The sequence below is a fragment of the Rhodococcus sp. MH15 genome (genome assembly GCF_019266045.1).
GTDB lineage: Bacteria > Actinomycetota > Actinomycetes > Mycobacteriales > Mycobacteriaceae > Rhodococcus_F > Rhodococcus_F qingshengii.
Genome location: NZ_LPNP01000042.1, coordinates 1 through 14,920 on the forward strand (window position 1 = coordinate 1; position 14,920 = coordinate 14,920).

Consider the following 14,920-nt stretch of genomic DNA (forward strand, 5'->3'; position numbering starts at 1 on the left):
TGCGGGCAACCCGAACAACGTCCTCACGGAACTCTCGGGGATAGGGCTTCGGCATGGTGCACATCCTTCCAGCGGCACCTCTCGGCACCACAGATCAGATGTCACCTATCCGTGCAGCAGACCCGGTCGATCAGGCAGTCACGGACCTCACCGAGAAAATTGCTCCAGGTTTAATGCTGCATGGGACCGTTGACGTGGAGCGAGTACGGAGGAACCTTGATGCGGGCGCGGTTCAGGCCCAAGCTCGATAGAGCTTCTCGGCATTCGATGTACGGATGGTCGATGATCTCGGTTCCGTCGACGTCGAGGACGTCCCCGCGTTGAGCACACAGCACGGGACCCACTTTCCGCGCGGACCGGCTGGATGACTGACAGATCCACGATGATCTCGCCGGGGGCACCGACAACCCAGCGCAGCATCGAACGCGAGTTCTGGCGAGGTAACGACGGGCTTCACCTCGGAGTGCGCAGCTGAAACGGTGGGCGTGTCTCCTGGGTCGGAGCCCATCGGTTCCGGCAGGGTGTCGGAATGTCGATGACCGAATTGACCGATCCGGGTGGGCAGTACGTGCCGTGTCCTGAGCTGGAGCAGCTAGCGATTCCCGCGGCACAAGATGTTTGCGTGCGTGAGATCGCGCGCAGTCTCGGCCGGGATCCGTCCACGATCTCGCGTGAACTGCGGCGCAATGCTGCCACACGAGACGCCAAGCTGGAGTACCGAGTGTCGGCGGCACAGCGGAAGGCTGAACTGCTGGCCTGGCGGTCATCCGAAACGGGTGACGCCTTATCTTGGCCTCCCTGCAAAACTGGCTCGAACACAGGGTGTCTCGACATGTTAGGCGATCAAGGTGACTGCTCCGATTCGCTACCAGTTTCTCATTGACGGTGACGTGTTGACACGGGTGAGCGGCATCTTTCCCAATATGCACGTGACACCAACCTCCAGCGGATGTACGAGCCTGCACGGTCCGATAGCCGACTACGTCGAAATGAGGAGCATTATGGCTCGATTGGACTCGTTGGGGCTGACCATCGCCGAATTACGCAAGCTCCCAGACTGATCGGCGCTCACTCGACTGACTGGTGAGCATCCGACACCAAGTGTCGAAGCTATGGCATCGAGGCTTTTGCCTTGTTCACGGAGGGCGCGAGCGAGTGCGGAGCGTGTGGGGTCATGACGGTGGGCGGCTTCGAGGCGGCGTGGGCGCGTTCGACGATCATGCGCCGTTCCATTTGGGCGAGAGCTGCCATGATGCGAAAGAGGAATTCGCCACCTGCGGTGGCGGTGTCGAATCCTTCTGCGAGGAAACGGAAGGCAATGCCGCGTTCACCGAGGTTGTGGACGGTGTCGATGACATGGCGGACGGACCGTCCGAGGCGATCGAGTTTCCACACGACGAGAACATCGCCGTCATTCTCGCGTAGGTAGTTCAGGCATTCGGTGAGCTGGGGACGCTGCGTCTTGGAACCGGATTCGTAGTCGGTGAAGATGCGGATCGCGCCGGCTCGTCGGAGTGCGTGCTGCTGCAGTTTGGGATTTTGTTCGAGATCGAGATATTCCGATTCGAAATACGCGAGTGATAAATTACCTTGTGGCGCAACTATTTCCAACTCGACGAGGACTTCGCACGCCACGCGCGGACATCACTAGTCACCCCGGAACCCCCGCCAGCACTCCTGACACACAGCGAACAGAAAGTACTGCCAAAGCTCACCTCTGGCGATACCACCGAAGCCATCGCCGCTGACCTGTTCGTCTCCGTCAACACCGTCAAAACCCACCTGCGCGGGATCTATCGAAAATTCGACGTCAACACCCGCCGTGATGCCGTCCTCGTGGCACGCCGATACGGCCTCGTCTGAACCGGACACCAGACCTCCACCCCACCTGCCGAACCACCACTGCACCCATCGACTAAGCGCCCCGCGCCGAGCAACACGCCCCCTCCAGTGCTGCTAGATTCCATGCCACACACACCTACCACGCGACTGAGAGTTCCTGCTGTCACACCTGCCCGTTCGGGCTAGGTCACATACCGCGCAATCGTCGACAGACCTCGACCACCGAACACATGATCTAGGCGGGCGTGATGTCGCCCAGCTTCCACGTTCGATCGAAATATGGTTCGAGAGGTCCGTAGAAGCGGAAATACGAGAACCAGTGCCGGCCCGCAATGGTCTGAACCCAATTGGATTCCTTCCCATCCGGAGCAGTCGGTCCATAGAAAAGATCTACCGAACCGTCCTCGTTGACAACAAGATCGGCATCTCGCGAGCCGCGGTCGCCTCGGCCTTGTTCGTTGTCGATCAGGCAGCGGGTGTCTACCGAGTAGACCGTCGCAGACCAGAAGAGTTTTGCCGGGGCATCGGCAGGTACGTGGAGTGTGTAGCTGTTACCGCCGTCCAACCAATGGCCGTCCGTGTCGCAATAACTGCCCAGATATGCCTGACCGAGTCCAGGCGTCGTACTCTTCATCGCCTCGGACAAGCTGACCGCCTCGTAGAACCACGACGCGCGTTCGTAGAACTCATCGTAGTTGCCGCCTCGCTGAGCGGAGTTGTCCAGAACAATCGCCAAGTCCCACTGACGATCCGGCCAGAAGCGCGAACCGGGGAACCGTTTGACGAACGCATTCGCCTGAGCGAACACCTCCCCCACTTCGACTGCCCGCTGCAAGATCTTCCGCAAGCGATCGTCCGGGGCAAACGGTTTGCCCCTCTCTATCCCCAGCTGCCGAAGCCACGCCATCGGGAAGCGGTCGCGCTCTTCGACAGGCTCGTCCTGCACGATCTCGTGCAGGAGTTCCCAGTACCGAAAGTCTCGCGGTTGAATTCCGCTCCAGGGCTTGCCGTCCGGTGAGACCAGACGCGTCGGAGTCGGATTCTCACGATCGGAGTAGGGGTACACCCGGACGGCGCCGACCAACTCGCCCGAGCGCGCCGGGTCCGGATCGAGCGTGCGGAAGCCGAACATGATGTGCATCATCGGAGAGCGGACAACCGTGTATTCACCTGTGTCCTCGGCACTCTGGCCTGGGCCGACTACCAGGGTCTTGCCGCCCTTGCCTGCATCGGGGCCCATCTCACCGAGCACCGCGAATTCTCGTTGCCAGAAATCTGCGATGCCCCCGGCGGTCGGCCCCGCCGGCAACTCGATTACCAACGGACCCGTTGTACCGAGATCGAAGAAGTTCAAGATGTACGGCGTCGTCGCGTTGGCGGTGATCAGGCCCAGTCGGTCACGATAGGAGCGGTAGACGACGATATCGGATGCAGTTGCTCCGAAGATGTTGGTATGCACGTCCATCCACTGCGCCCAGGATACGATGGGGATGGCCCACAAGTACGCCTGCACCGCAGTCTGGAAGTCGAGTTCGTCGAACACCGTCGCGATGTGGTCGCGAGCGGGAAGCTCTCCGTCCCTGGGGACAACTCCGGAGGAATACGTCAATTCGATGTCGGCCATACCCAGATGGTCCGGAAAAGAACCACGCCGCGAATCACCCACACCGGGTGAACCAGTAGTTCAGTGCGTCCAGTCCAGTGCCGGCATGGCAGCGTTCGGAGCCGAACAGCTTCTTCGCGGAGACAAAATATGCCTCCAGGGACGAATGAAAGTCGAGATGATCGCGCGCGAAGTTGGCGGAGACGGCGACACGAACAAGGTCCCGCCGACCCGGTGAAGCGCCAACGCGTGACTCGACACCTCCGTCGTCACCGAACGTACCTGCCTTCTGACGACGCCAGCGAGCGCACGGTGCCACTTCCGATGCCACGGGTGTCGTGCGCCGCGCCGCTCGGGAGCCGTCAGGGCCTCGATCGACGATGCCGCTCGTCAAACCCGTCAGGTGACCGGCACCGAGGTCCAACGGTGCCGTCGATCCTACGGATTCGTCGACTACGTGTTCCACATCAGACGGCGAGTATCGGAATCAGGTGCCCCAAACCGAGTCGGAGAGTGGAAACTCGGTAGCGCCGAAACTATCGCCTCGTACTTCAGCGAAAACGCTGTCTACCAAAATATTCCGATGGAACCGATAGTCGGACGTAGCGAGATTTTGAACTTCTTGGAGGGTTTCATTTCAACCTTCGGAGGGATCGAATTCATTATTCACAACCAGGTTGCCGATGGTGCAAGGGTTTGCAACGAGCGAACCGACCGTTTCCATCTGGGCGACAAGCACGTTGTCCTCCCCGTCATGGGAATCTTCGAGATCACCGACTCGAAGATCGTGGCCTGGAGGGACTACTTCGATCTTGCACCGATCAACCAACTACTGGCTGGATGATTGCAGCACCGTGCGAAGGTGAACCCTTCCGGCAGTACGGCAACGGCAAAGTTTATCCGGTACGGATGACGCCCCTCCCCCATCATTCGACAAAGATGTACGCGAGGTGGATCGTCATTGATCCCATCCGATGATCAAATTCACTAAGCAGCGGCACACAGACATCGAGTACGCGGATTCATGAAAAAATACAGGCTATGCGCACAGGATTCGGAGCGTGGATTCGTGATCAGATCGATGCTCGGAGATACGAGAGCACCGAGGGCGCTGCGCGGGCGCTAGGGTGTATCTGTCGTTGTTGCGTCATTGGGCAACGATCGTGCGATCACCGTCCCCGCAGGTACTTCGGCAAGTCGCAGCACTGTTCGATGCGCCCATACAAGAAGTGCTGATCGCCGCTGACTACATGACCGAAGAAGAGAATCGCCCTCTCTCCCCGACCAGGATGTCGCTGCAACAAATGTCGAACAAGCAAATCCTCGACGAAATACGCCGCCGCACAGTAGGAGACACTGGAGGACCCGCTATTCCAGTGCGAGTGAACGGAGCACTTCACACCCCGGACGGCTGGACCAGCACACCTTAGGCGTTCCACCCGTCGGTTCGGTCGCTGTATCGAGACAAATCACTAGCAAGCCGCGTCGTCCTGCCGCTTGTCAGACGCACACTCACTGCCGCGCTGGCACGGGAAACAATCAGCGAGTGGTGCAGACTACGTGAGTTCTTCGGCAACCGCGCCCCGACGATCGAGGCGATCACCCGGTCCCAACAGCGCCAAGTTACTGCAGATCGAGGTGCAACCGCAGCGCATCCTCGAGCGCGGCGAAAGTTTCCGTCCCGACCTTGCCGACCGGTTCAGGATCCAGACGCCGAACCGATACCGACCGTACCTGCTCCGCTTGCGCTTTCGACGCTCGCGCGAAACCTGACTCGTCGGACTCGACAATCACCTGAAACGGAAACACGTGCGCGGTATTGGTAGTCAACGGAACCACGGTGATCACGCCCCTGCCGAGATTTTCTGCAGTAGCGTTGGCCCGGTCGTTGCTCACCACCACCGCCGGTCGTCGTTTCGCCGCTTCACTGCCCTGCGCGGGATCGAGATCCACCCAGTGAATGTGCGCGCGGCGAATCATTCCGTGTCTGCCGTGACAGCGTCCCACACTTCATCTACGTCATCTTCGGCAAAGGCTGCAGCGTAGTCACGTTCGAGTCCGGACGTCGAGAGTAGGCGGAGTGCGGCTCGAATTCCTGCCGACCGGCCACGAAGTCCGTGATCACGCACATACTCGTCGAGTAGATGTGCATCCTCGTCAGGCAGACTGATGGTAAATTTCGTGGTCATACTTTAAGCGTACCAAAGTATGATCTGGTGGTCACCGCGAAAACGGCTACACCGCCTCACCAGTAAGAAAGAGCCCATTCAAAGGAAGCAACCACCCCGACGCGCTTCCGAACCTCACAGCTACCCGGAGTTGCCGTGCTGATTTGATGTACCTTCACGGTCAACAACCCTGCGATCTGGACGAGCACCGTCGACATCATTCAGGGGGTGACCCAGGGCCAGATCGCTGGCGTTTCGGTGATAGCGATCCGCGACTGCGCTAGCGAGGTGGCAGAAGTTGATCCAGAAGAACCTTGGCACCGGTAAGCGACAACGCTCGATTAGCCCGGCGCAACTCACGTAACGCGGCCAAAGGTTGCTCCGAAGCAGAAATTCCCTCTTCGCCCGTACGTCTACAGCCCAACGCGTTCCGGCTTGGACCGTTTCATGCTTGAAGGCTACCGCCCATTTTCCGGGAGCGCCTGACGCATACTCCGCCCTTGCAGGCTCGGCGCTGAACAAGTCTCAGCCGACCGACGGCACTTCGGTGATGGCGTCGGCGGTCACGAGCATGTCGATCTCGACGAGGTTGGTTCCGCCGGCATCGGTGGCGCGCACAGGTACCCCTGCCAGAGCCATTGGTCGTCGTGCATTTTCGCCCAGAATTTCAATTCAGATAGCGAATTCCATCGAAACTGGTTGTTACACAGTCACTTAAGAAAGAGAACTGACACAACTTGAAAGTTACCGGTGAGATATTTCCACTGTTACCGATCGCCATCCGAGCAACAAACCACGGTCCATCGGATCCCCGTCGCATGACGAAAGACGTGCGGGCCGATCCACATGATCAACTGTCTGCGCCGCCTCGGATGTCGCCGCGGTGCAGGGACGCGAGTTCGGCGAGGTGAGTTCCGACCCGATCAAGCGGGGACACCGACCGTGACGAGATCGCGAGAACCTCGTCCTGCACCCACCCCACCGTATAGGTCGGCGGATGCACACAACGGCCCAACGTGCCACCGTCGACCACGTCCAGCACCCTCGCCTCGACAGCAGACCCACACCACCATCAAATGCCGAGAGCTGCGTGCATGGTGCGATATTGAGCGTCCCTTTCGCCCTTCCGGACTTACCCGTGGACGTGCAGACTCATACAGTTACTGTGGACGCGTAGTCACACTTAGTTTACTGTGGGCCCATCTGAGATAGATGCCACAAAGGAGCCCGAAATGCAGTTCCTAACACTTCGTCGCACGCGGCGTAACGCGCCATCGGTCCGGTTAACTCCGGGGCGCAATACCGTCAACGAACATCGCGATTACCACGACACTCTGCGCACACTGTCCGAGGCATCCTCGACAGGGCTCCACTTCGAGGCGTTCAAAGACATCGCCTGGAATTCGCCCGAGTTCGCCGCCCCCGCGGACGACCCAAGATGGACACTCCCCGCGGTCGACCCCTTGTCCCACACCGACTGGTACCGCGCGCTCTCAACCCACGAACAACGGCGGGTTGCCCGGATTCGGCTCGCGTCTATAACAAAGACCGGCTCCCAGTTCGAACAACTGCTCCTTCTCGGCGGTACCCAGTTCTTGATGGGCCTGGCGAACGAGAACCCCGAATTCCGCTACTTCATGCACGAACTCACCGAAGAGACACACCACATCCAGATGTTTCAGGAGTTCACCAACCGGGTGGCTCCGGAGGTCCACGGTGCCCCAACGTGGCTTGTCAAGGCCTTCCCCCTGGTCGGTTTACTGGGATCGCTGTGGCCCAGTTTCTTCTTTCAGATCATCCTCGCTGGAGAGGAGCCGATCGACCACATCCAGAAGAGCATCATGCGCGGCGGTGGCATTCACCCGCTCACCGACCGCATCATGCAGATCCATCTCGCCGAGGAAGCACGTCACATCGGGTTCGCCCATGCATGGTTGCGCCATCACGCTCCACGCATGAGCCGATTCAACCGCCTCGCACTCGGCCTCACCACGCCTGTAGTCATGCGCATAGGGTTTTGGTCCATCGTCGTCCCGAGCCGGCAGGACGCGACGTTGCTGGGTATCCCCCGCAGTGTTCTGCGCGAGACCTATTCGATGCGCAACCCCGATTTCCGGCGACTCCTTGCAGAGTCCTGCGCAGACGTCCGGAGCCTCGCCGACGCCAACGGAATGCGCACCCGGCTCACCCTCTGGTCCTGGCGGCTTACCGGAACCGACGGCCGGCTCTCGCGTTACCGCAACGAGCCGTCGAGAGCCGCGGCTTGACGATCTGCAACCCACGACGCAGCTGCCCCTGTCCCACTTCGACAGACAGCTGCGTTACCCGCTCACCGCAGTCGAGGGACTGGCGCACAGATATCAGCGCGCCAACCACAGGCCCACACCCGAATCGCCCCGTCGAAGTGTAGTAAGCGCATCCATCGAGGCCGAACCGGCGACATCAGTGCCGCCGGAGACGCAACATTTCCAATGACGTAGCGAATTCACTTTTGCTACTGCAGGTTTCGGTACAACGTACTGCGAGCGACGTTCAGCACTTCCGCGATTCGGTCATGGATACGCCGTCGGCCTTCATCTTTGTCCGGCAATAGAGTCACAGGCCGACCGCGCCGAGCAGAGCTTCTCCTGGATCGACGACGGCAACAACGGCCGCGACGAACAGCAGCGCCATCGCAATGGTCATCACAGCACCGAGCGATCCGAGGGCGACGAACATCCGACGGTGGGCACCGTTTGTCGTGTTCGACGACCTGTAGCGTCGGAAGGCGATGACGGTTCCGGTTGCGACTACAGCGATCACCCCGGCGGTAGCGACAATCGCCGCCCAGTTGTAGTGCTCGACCTGTGTGAGCAACTCGAGCAGTGGCGGCCCGGAGTCTTCGCTCTGCACACCGTTCTCGATCAGAGACTGCGCTGTCTGCCCGTCCGCGTTGTCAGCGGAGAGCATCGGAAGCAGCGCGACTACGGGTGCGACCGTCGACTGGATGTTGAGCACAGCCACAAACACCGAAAACAATGACAGCACAGTCGTAGTGGCCGCCGCGACCACGCAACCTACGCCGGCCGTCAGAGATCTCTGCCACAGAGTCGCCGCGAGCAGACCCAGAACCGCGGTCAGCAGCACCGAGATGACGATCTTGATCGCGTGCCACTCGAACCAGTAGTCCACCATCTCCGCCAAGCCGAGAGGATAGGTGCGGACTCTGCTACCCCAGTAGTCGACCAAGCCGCGACCGAGCAGCTCACTCATGACGGATTGATCCTGGAACTGCGGATAGCGTCCGCGTAACAACGCGGCCGGGCCCAGAACGAACGCGGCCACCAACGCCGCTCCGGCGCATGACAACGCAACGATCGACCAGCGGCTGCGGTTGACGGACGTACTCATTGACGGCTCCCTTCCGGGAGAGAGTCAATCAGCAGGTACGCGGCTGCACATCCATCTGCAGTACTACATCTGACGAACGAGGTACCAGCTCAGGATTCGATGCTCTATCGACAGCCGCGCCGGACTCTGGCAATCATCACGCACGGCCAGGATCAACCCTGCACCCGCGATGAAGTTGGATTCGGCAACCCCATATCTGCATCGACCACGTTGTTGTGTATCATTTTGCCTCCACGTCCCCACTGGACGCAAAACATGAGTTGCTCCCGCCGCGCCCATCCATACCGCCGCAGGAGGCGACCGTGATGCGATTGAGTAAGCGCCAAGAAGAGATCATCGAACGGGTCGCCGAAGGCTATTCCGGTAAAGTAGTAGCACGCTTACTCGGAATTTCACCCGAAACCGTGAGTCCCACCTTCACGCATAATCGATCGAACGGTCTGCAGGAATGCAGGTTTGAAGCGATCAGCGCTATTTGCGAACATCGAGTTGACCGCCACCGTGCAGGACACTGAAAGCGTCCCGACACTCGGAACTCGCCCGTCAATCGTTTCGTCACAGCCGCGGCCGACCATTTCTACCGAGCACTGAGCCACAGAGTTCCGAGAGTCACAGTCGATTCGGATCGATTCGTAGGCCGACTACGATCTTCATCTCAACAGGGCCAGCGCATCACTACTGGTGAGATGATGCATGATCGTGGATGGGCAGTAAGGCACTGAGGTTCTCGGTGAAGCACTAGAAGGTGATCAGGGATTTTCACCGCCGTGGAGAAATACTATGAGGGATCGGGCGGGTCCTCGGCCAAACGATCATGTGTTCTTTGAATCTTCCTGTTCAGGCAGCAACCTGTCCCGGGGGACGGTTCGCGAACTGTACGCCGCAGCCACACCAGCATGTAGTTCACTTAGTGCGGGTGTGTCTGTGGCGCAACTACATTCCGGGTCAGGGAGTGACGGTGATGCCGGGCGCGGAGTTGAACTTGAGCGCCCCGGTCATCTTCGCCGTTCCGGCTCCTGCTGCCGGGCAGGATGCGCTTCCCCCGTTGGAGGTGAAGTTCACCGTTCCGGTGTTGTTGGCGGTGACGGTATGTGTTGTGTTGCTGTAGGGCACGGGACCGGCAGTGCTGGCGGTGACGTCGATGACGCAGCTACCAGCGACTACGTGAGCTCCACCGTTGGGGATTTTGATACTTCCCATCGGTGATCCACTGTCGGCGTTGACGTTCAGAGCCCACGAACCGGCCGTGGTGATCGTTGCCGGCACACCTTCGAGGTCACATCCGGACAGTCCCACGCTCGCGATGTTGATGTTGATGCCACCCGTTCCGGAGTTCACGTTACCGGGCGCCGCAGGGGTGGTTCCGGTTCCGCTGACGCTGGTGCAGTACAACTCGAGACCGCCAGTTGTCAGGAAACTGAGCCCACTGCTGGTGGCCGTCACCGGAGTGGCTGTGGCGGGGCTGATCGTGGTGGACGCTGCTGCGATCCCGGATGCAGCGATGGTCAATGCGGCTGCGGCCCCGACGATCGCGGGGGCCTTGCCGAGCATTGTGCGTAATGACATGTGATGTGCCTTTCTGTCGAATACCTTTGGGGTGAACCGTCAGTCGAAAGAATTTCAGGCGGGTGTGATCTCTACCCGGCGGCTCCCATCTGCGCCACAGCTGCAGGTTCGGTTGCCTGCGCAGCGGAAGCTGCCGGCGGTCGTACCTTGCGCGCGGCGACGGTGTAGACGTCGCTGGAAGTGGTCAGAGAGTTCTTTCCGCTGGCCGAGGGGGTTCCTGCTCGCAGGTTCACCGCCCAGTTGAGTGCACCGAAGACCCCGCACCCGCTAGCGGCGGGAGCTGCGAAGAGATTGTCGGTGTGCTGAACGGCAGGGAACACTGCTCCGGGATATTCGCCGATGGGCTCCGAGGGCGGGTTGCCGGTGGTCGTGAGGTGGAGGTTGATCGGGTTCGCCGTGGAGCCGAGATAGCAGTTGTTACCCAACAACGAGTTCGACAGTTTCAGTCGTACCGGCATCGTCAGTTCTTGATCGAGCACCTTGATGTTCGGTAGCCCAACAGCTTCGACTGTTGCGGTGATCTGGGTCAGATTCAGTGGAGTGTCGATTCCGATGGCGCCACCCGGGACGGAGATCGGGTTCGAGTACACGCCGTTGCGGCCGTCCAGCTTGGGGACGAAAGTTTCGACGAAGCTGCCGTCGGGTTGGGTGGCGTACTTGACTCCGCCGGCGATCTTGAGTCCGCCGTCGGGTACGGGCACGGTCAGTCCCCCGATTTTCATCGAACCGCCGCGCACCACAACAGTCGCGCAGGTTGCGACATCGAGGTCTTCGACGGGGCATGACGACCACCCGTCGAACGTCAAAGGAGTAGCGGCGGGTGTACCGGACGAACCGAGCGAGGAATTCTCCTCAGCAGTAGCGACGCCTCCTCCTATCAATGCAAGGGCTGCAGCGATTGCCATCGTGGGGACAACTCGGGTTCTCAAGGCATTCTTGGACATTGGGCTCCTCAGGCATGGAATCGACGCACCGAAACATCACTCGTTTTTGGTGTGTCGCGAGTCACATCTATGCGCTCGGAGCGAAGGCTACCGACCAGTAGTACTCGAAGTCACACAAACCGGAGAAAGTTCAACCCTTGCGGGGACGCGCTCGTACTTTCGGTGGCGTTTCACCGGCGTTCAGCGGGGACTTTCGACTCTGTTCTGCCGTTGTGCGAGTACGAATGTTCCTTCTGTATAAGCGTTTTTCCCCGCGTGCAGAACCCTCGATCTGATTCCGGACACAGTCGTCGCCCTAGAGCTCAGGAGCGTTCGCCCTTGTCGGTGACGAACAGAACGACGCCGATGGCGCCGCTGAAGCGCTCACGGACGCGGTGCGGGTTGCGACCGTGTCACCGATACGGGTGAACACCTCCATATCTTCCTGCAAGGAGGCATGGGTGGTTCCGGCGCACAGGCTCCATCCCAGACCGTGTGCGGTGAGTGTCGGTGAGTTCCCCTTCGGGATGGCGGTCTTGACGATATCGCTGATGGCGTCCACCCGATGCGCAAAGTCGACGGTGGGGTCAAGGTGAGTTTCATGCCGCCCGCAGATTGGTGGGTTCTCGACGATCTGGTGCGCGAGGGGTGAAGAACGTTGCCAGCTGCTCCCCTGCTGCACTGCTCATGCCGGCCGTTGCTCCGCCGACGGTTTCGTTGACGGAGCGGTGCCAGTCCAAGATGAAGTGTTCGGCGATTGCCCCTTTGATGAAAAGTGGAAGTAGACAGCGTCTTTGGCAAGGACTGTACAGCCGCCGTTGCGGTGTCCTCGTTTCGTTCCGCTTCCGACAACTCAGCAATATTGTGGTCGTTCTTTCGCGGGCGTGAGGGTCGCGGATCGGTTCCAGCTGACGGTCGGATCAGGGGCAACACTCTTGCGTTCCCACTCTCCGTGTCGTTTTCACGATCGAACGGCAAGCGGCTTAGTCCATTCCGACTTCCGTTACCAGATTGCGATTTCGTACGTGAATGCCAAGGACCACTGCCGGTGGTGTGATCGCTGTGGCCGCTGCAATAGCGGGCGCGAGGGGGTTGAACCCGAGACGTCCCCCACCGTCGAGGAACTCTTGTGCGGCGATTGATGCGCAACAGGAGTGGAACGCGTTTCCGCGGATGCGGATCACGACGACGGCGAGTGCGATGCAGAAAACCTCGGTCCCATGTGTTCGCGTTGAGCTTGCTGACGGTGACGATGGCGAAGATTGCATTCACAAATTTTCGGCGAAAGTTCGCCGTTCGTGGCGCACAGTCGATATCGATCCAGGCCTTCATGGAAAAATACTGGCCATGCGCACAGGATTCGGAGCGTGGATTCGCGGCCAGATCGATGCTCGGGGCTACGAGAGCACCGAGGAGGCTGCGCGGGCACTAGGGGTGTATCCGTCGTTGTTGCGTCATTGGGCAACGATCGTGCGGTCGCCATCCCCGCAAGTTCTTCGGCAAGTCGCAGTGCTGTTCGATGCGCCGATCCAAGAAGTGCTGATTGCCGCCGGCTACATGACCGAAGAAGAGAACCGTCCCCTTTCCCCTACCAGGATGTCGCTGCAACAAATGTCGAACAAGCAAATCCTGGACGAAATACGGCGCCGCACAGCAGGAGACACTGGAGGTACCCCAATTCCAGTGCGAGTGAACGGAGTACTTCACACGCCGGATGGCTAGGGCAGTACATCTTAGGTGTTCAACTTGTTCGAACGGGCCCTGCAGTGGACCGACTATCATCGAGTCGCGTAATCGCGCCACCAGCCATACGCACTCGCTACGGGGAACCACGTGGAGGGTGGTTGGACAGCCTGGTGTCTTCGGCGACCGCAGTCCTACGTAATCGTCCCGCTCCCTAGGCACTCAGTCGCTGCAGAGTGAGGTTCAACTGCAGCGCCTCTCGATCGAGCGGAAGGTCTACGTAGGCCTCACCCAATTGGGCATCCCGCAACGTCGACGCCTGCTCCACACCAGGAAATTTACCGAACTCCGCGACAATCCGCTTCCGACACAGCTGCCAGCTACCGAACTCAGGAGAACTCCTACGAGTTCGTGCGGAGAAGCTTCTAGTCCGCGGCAGCAAGATTTTCGTCGTTGGCGAATATCAGTCGCCCGTCATCGAGTGCGATCGCCCACCGATGCACGGGAGCCCAATCTCGCCCCACCGATCCGGAATCGATGACCATGTCGGCGTAGTCCTCAATGACCACGCCCGTACATACCGCGCTCCCCTCGGTCTCGATTCCAGGCGCCGTAACACTGACCCTGGAACCCACACTTATCGCACCGCTCGTTTTGCCGTTGTTCTCGGTCATGCATCTGATTCTCGCAGAGCAACTCCGCAGTAATTCACAGGGCCAAATATCCCGCGCGTGTCGACACAGTTGACGTAGACCAACATTTTACTGTCCTGTTGCCCGAGAAGAAGGGACGTCTAAGTCGCCATTGCATCGACTCGTCGAGGATGCATTGCAACCTCTTCTCGGATATCGCTCACAGGCGCGTTGTTAGCCGAAGCTACTGCGGGTCGTCGGCGAAAACCGGCATCCTGGCCACTTCGCCGGTCGAGTGTCGTGGCGTCGAGCAGCATCGAAGTTGATTTCGCACCAACGCTGATACTTGGCGTGCTGGAGCGGGCAACATGGCGGGAACGAGCATCATTGTTTGTCGTTCGCCGCCCCCGAGGTTGAACTGGTTGTTCATGGTGTTCGAAAGCCGTTTCGCGTTCGACCGGACAATCCGCCCACGCGCAGTCAGTCGCTGCCCGTGCTGTCCGCAACGAGATCGGGAGGCGCCGGTCTCGAACTCGTCGTGTTCGAGGGCGCAACGTCAGTTGATGCGGGTTTACCGTTTCGCGCAGAATGCTGCTGCGCTGAAGGTCGACGCTTCACTCGTTGCCATCCTTTCGGTTGCTTTTATCACCGGCACAAGTACGAGAGATCCGGCAAGACACCGAACCCCAAAGCACACCTCGCTGCGACAGTCGCCGCAAATTTCGTCAGTGACTGATCGGTCATCCCAAAAGTGCACTGCGAGCGGCGGAAATGGTGTGCGGCAACCAGAGTGCTTGAACGGGCACCATCGGCGCATCGCTCAGCCCCAGCACGCTCACCCTGCCGCCCAACGCTTGACCTTCTGGTGCGGTGACAAGTGCGACGTAGTCGTTGCCCACGACAGCTGTCACGGGGGGCGTCCCTTGGATTGGGTTCACAACCAGTGTTGGCTCGAACCCAGCTCGCCGACAGGCTGATACGAGGAAATCGGGTCTGCTGCACGGATAGGTGACATCTGATCTGTGGTGCCGAGAGGTGCCGCTGGAAGGATGTGCACCATGCCGAAGCCCTATCCCCGAGAGTTCCGTGAGGACGTTGTTCGGGTTGCCCGCA

General features: G+C 59.8%; 17 protein-coding genes and 1 pseudogene. 6 read left to right on the plus strand and 12 right to left on the minus strand.

Annotated features, from left to right (window positions below; all coding sequences use genetic code 11):
• Window positions 1–170: 170 nt before the first annotated feature.
• On the minus strand, window positions 171–335 hold the full coding sequence (locus ATN37_RS00850) for a hypothetical protein (RefSeq protein ID WP_157902096.1): 165 nt from the start codon (window positions 333–335) through the stop codon (window positions 171–173).
• A 200-nt stretch (window positions 336–535) separates the two neighbouring features.
• Between ATN37_RS00850 and ATN37_RS33060 the strand changes: the two genes are divergently transcribed.
• A complete protein-coding gene (locus ATN37_RS33060) occupies window positions 536–883 on the plus strand; it encodes a helix-turn-helix domain-containing protein (RefSeq protein WP_218694622.1) in 348 nt (115 codons plus the stop codon).
• A 227-nt stretch (window positions 884–1,110) separates the two neighbouring features.
• On the opposite strand, the gene ATN37_RS00860 is transcribed toward ATN37_RS33060, so the two are convergent.
• The gene (locus tag ATN37_RS00860) at window positions 1,111–1,635 is read right to left on the minus strand and encodes a recombinase family protein (RefSeq protein ID WP_308125189.1); all 525 of its coding nucleotides are present in this window, start codon (window positions 1,633–1,635) and stop codon (window positions 1,111–1,113) included.
• Between ATN37_RS00860 and ATN37_RS00865 the strand changes: the two genes are divergently transcribed.
• Window positions 1,591–1,863, plus strand: coding sequence for a response regulator transcription factor (locus ATN37_RS00865; protein ID WP_256933084.1), 273 nt, complete (start codon window positions 1,591–1,593; stop codon window positions 1,861–1,863). The two genes, ATN37_RS00860 and ATN37_RS00865, sit on opposite strands and share 45 nt — an antisense overlap.
• Window positions 1,864–2,077: 214 nt before the next feature.
• On the opposite strand, the gene ATN37_RS00870 is transcribed toward ATN37_RS00865, so the two are convergent.
• Both ATN37_RS00870 and ATN37_RS32975 read right to left on the minus strand, forming a co-directional pair.
• Window positions 2,078–3,466, minus strand: a complete 1,389-nt coding sequence (locus tag ATN37_RS00870) for a DUF1254 domain-containing protein (RefSeq protein ID WP_218694623.1) — start codon at window positions 3,464–3,466, stop codon at window positions 2,078–2,080.
• A 34-nt stretch (window positions 3,467–3,500) separates the two neighbouring features.
• Window positions 3,501–3,911, minus strand: coding sequence for a Mur ligase family protein (locus ATN37_RS32975; RefSeq protein ID WP_218694624.1), 411 nt, complete (start codon window positions 3,909–3,911; stop codon window positions 3,501–3,503).
• Here ATN37_RS32975 and ATN37_RS00880 point away from each other — a divergent pair, their 5' ends adjacent.
• A complete protein-coding gene (locus ATN37_RS00880; protein WP_218694637.1) occupies window positions 3,912–4,289 on the plus strand; it encodes a limonene-1,2-epoxide hydrolase family protein in 378 nt (125 codons plus the stop codon). It begins immediately after the preceding gene.
• A gap of 779 nt (window positions 4,290–5,068) precedes the next feature.
• On the opposite strand, the gene ATN37_RS00885 is transcribed toward ATN37_RS00880, so the two are convergent.
• The 3 genes from ATN37_RS00885 to ATN37_RS00900 all read right to left on the minus strand — a co-directional run bounded on the left by ATN37_RS00885 (window position 5,069) and on the right by ATN37_RS00900 (window position 6,646).
• Window positions 5,069–5,425, minus strand: a complete 357-nt coding sequence (locus ATN37_RS00885; RefSeq protein WP_218694625.1) for a type II toxin-antitoxin system PemK/MazF family toxin — start codon at window positions 5,423–5,425, stop codon at window positions 5,069–5,071.
• The gene (locus tag ATN37_RS00890) at window positions 5,422–5,634 is read right to left on the minus strand and encodes a ribbon-helix-helix domain-containing protein (protein WP_218694626.1); all 213 of its coding nucleotides are present in this window, start codon (window positions 5,632–5,634) and stop codon (window positions 5,422–5,424) included. The genes ATN37_RS00885 and ATN37_RS00890 overlap by 4 nt, the downstream gene beginning before the upstream one ends.
• A gap of 829 nt (window positions 5,635–6,463) precedes the next feature.
• Window positions 6,464–6,646, minus strand: coding sequence for a hypothetical protein (locus tag ATN37_RS00900; protein ID WP_308125191.1), 183 nt, complete (start codon window positions 6,644–6,646; stop codon window positions 6,464–6,466).
• 199 nt (window positions 6,647–6,845) lie between these two features.
• Here ATN37_RS00900 and ATN37_RS00905 point away from each other — a divergent pair, with 199 nt between their 5' ends.
• Window positions 6,846–7,880: a diiron oxygenase gene (locus tag ATN37_RS00905; protein WP_218694628.1), complete on the plus strand. Its 1,035-nt coding sequence runs from the start codon at window positions 6,846–6,848 to the stop codon at window positions 7,878–7,880.
• A 328-nt stretch (window positions 7,881–8,208) separates the two neighbouring features.
• Here the strand turns inward: ATN37_RS00905 and ATN37_RS00910 are convergent, their stop codons facing one another.
• Window positions 8,209–9,003, minus strand: coding sequence for a hypothetical protein (locus tag ATN37_RS00910; RefSeq protein WP_218694629.1), 795 nt, complete (start codon window positions 9,001–9,003; stop codon window positions 8,209–8,211).
• 305 nt (window positions 9,004–9,308) lie between these two features.
• Between ATN37_RS00910 and ATN37_RS33065 the strand changes: the two genes are divergently transcribed.
• Window positions 9,309–9,518, plus strand: coding sequence for a LuxR C-terminal-related transcriptional regulator (locus ATN37_RS33065; RefSeq protein ID WP_374103504.1), 210 nt, complete (start codon window positions 9,309–9,311; stop codon window positions 9,516–9,518).
• Window positions 9,519–9,948: 430 nt separating this feature from the next.
• Here the strand turns inward: ATN37_RS33065 and ATN37_RS00920 are convergent, their stop codons facing one another.
• Together ATN37_RS00920 and ATN37_RS00925 are read right to left on the minus strand one after the other, a co-directional pair.
• Window positions 9,949–10,569: a hypothetical protein gene (locus ATN37_RS00920; protein ID WP_256933085.1), complete on the minus strand. Its 621-nt coding sequence runs from the start codon at window positions 10,567–10,569 to the stop codon at window positions 9,949–9,951.
• A gap of 71 nt (window positions 10,570–10,640) precedes the next feature.
• Window positions 10,641–11,513, minus strand: a complete 873-nt coding sequence (locus ATN37_RS00925) for a hypothetical protein (protein WP_218694631.1) — start codon at window positions 11,511–11,513, stop codon at window positions 10,641–10,643.
• A 1,152-nt stretch (window positions 11,514–12,665) separates the two neighbouring features.
• Here ATN37_RS00925 and ATN37_RS00930 point away from each other — a divergent pair.
• Window positions 12,666–13,214, plus strand: a complete 549-nt coding sequence (locus ATN37_RS00930; protein WP_256933086.1) for a hypothetical protein — start codon at window positions 12,666–12,668, stop codon at window positions 13,212–13,214.
• Between the two features lie 386 nt (window positions 13,215–13,600).
• On the opposite strand, the gene ATN37_RS00935 is transcribed toward ATN37_RS00930, so the two are convergent.
• Together ATN37_RS00935 and ATN37_RS00940 are read right to left on the minus strand one after the other, a co-directional pair.
• Complete coding sequence (locus ATN37_RS00935; RefSeq protein WP_058037587.1) at window positions 13,601–13,849, minus strand: hypothetical protein; 249 nt, start codon at window positions 13,847–13,849, stop codon at window positions 13,601–13,603.
• 698 nt (window positions 13,850–14,547) lie between these two features.
• Window positions 14,548–14,796: pseudogene (locus tag ATN37_RS00940) on the minus strand (LysR family transcriptional regulator); the annotation flags it as partial.
• Between the last annotated feature and the right edge of the window lie 124 nt (window positions 14,797–14,920).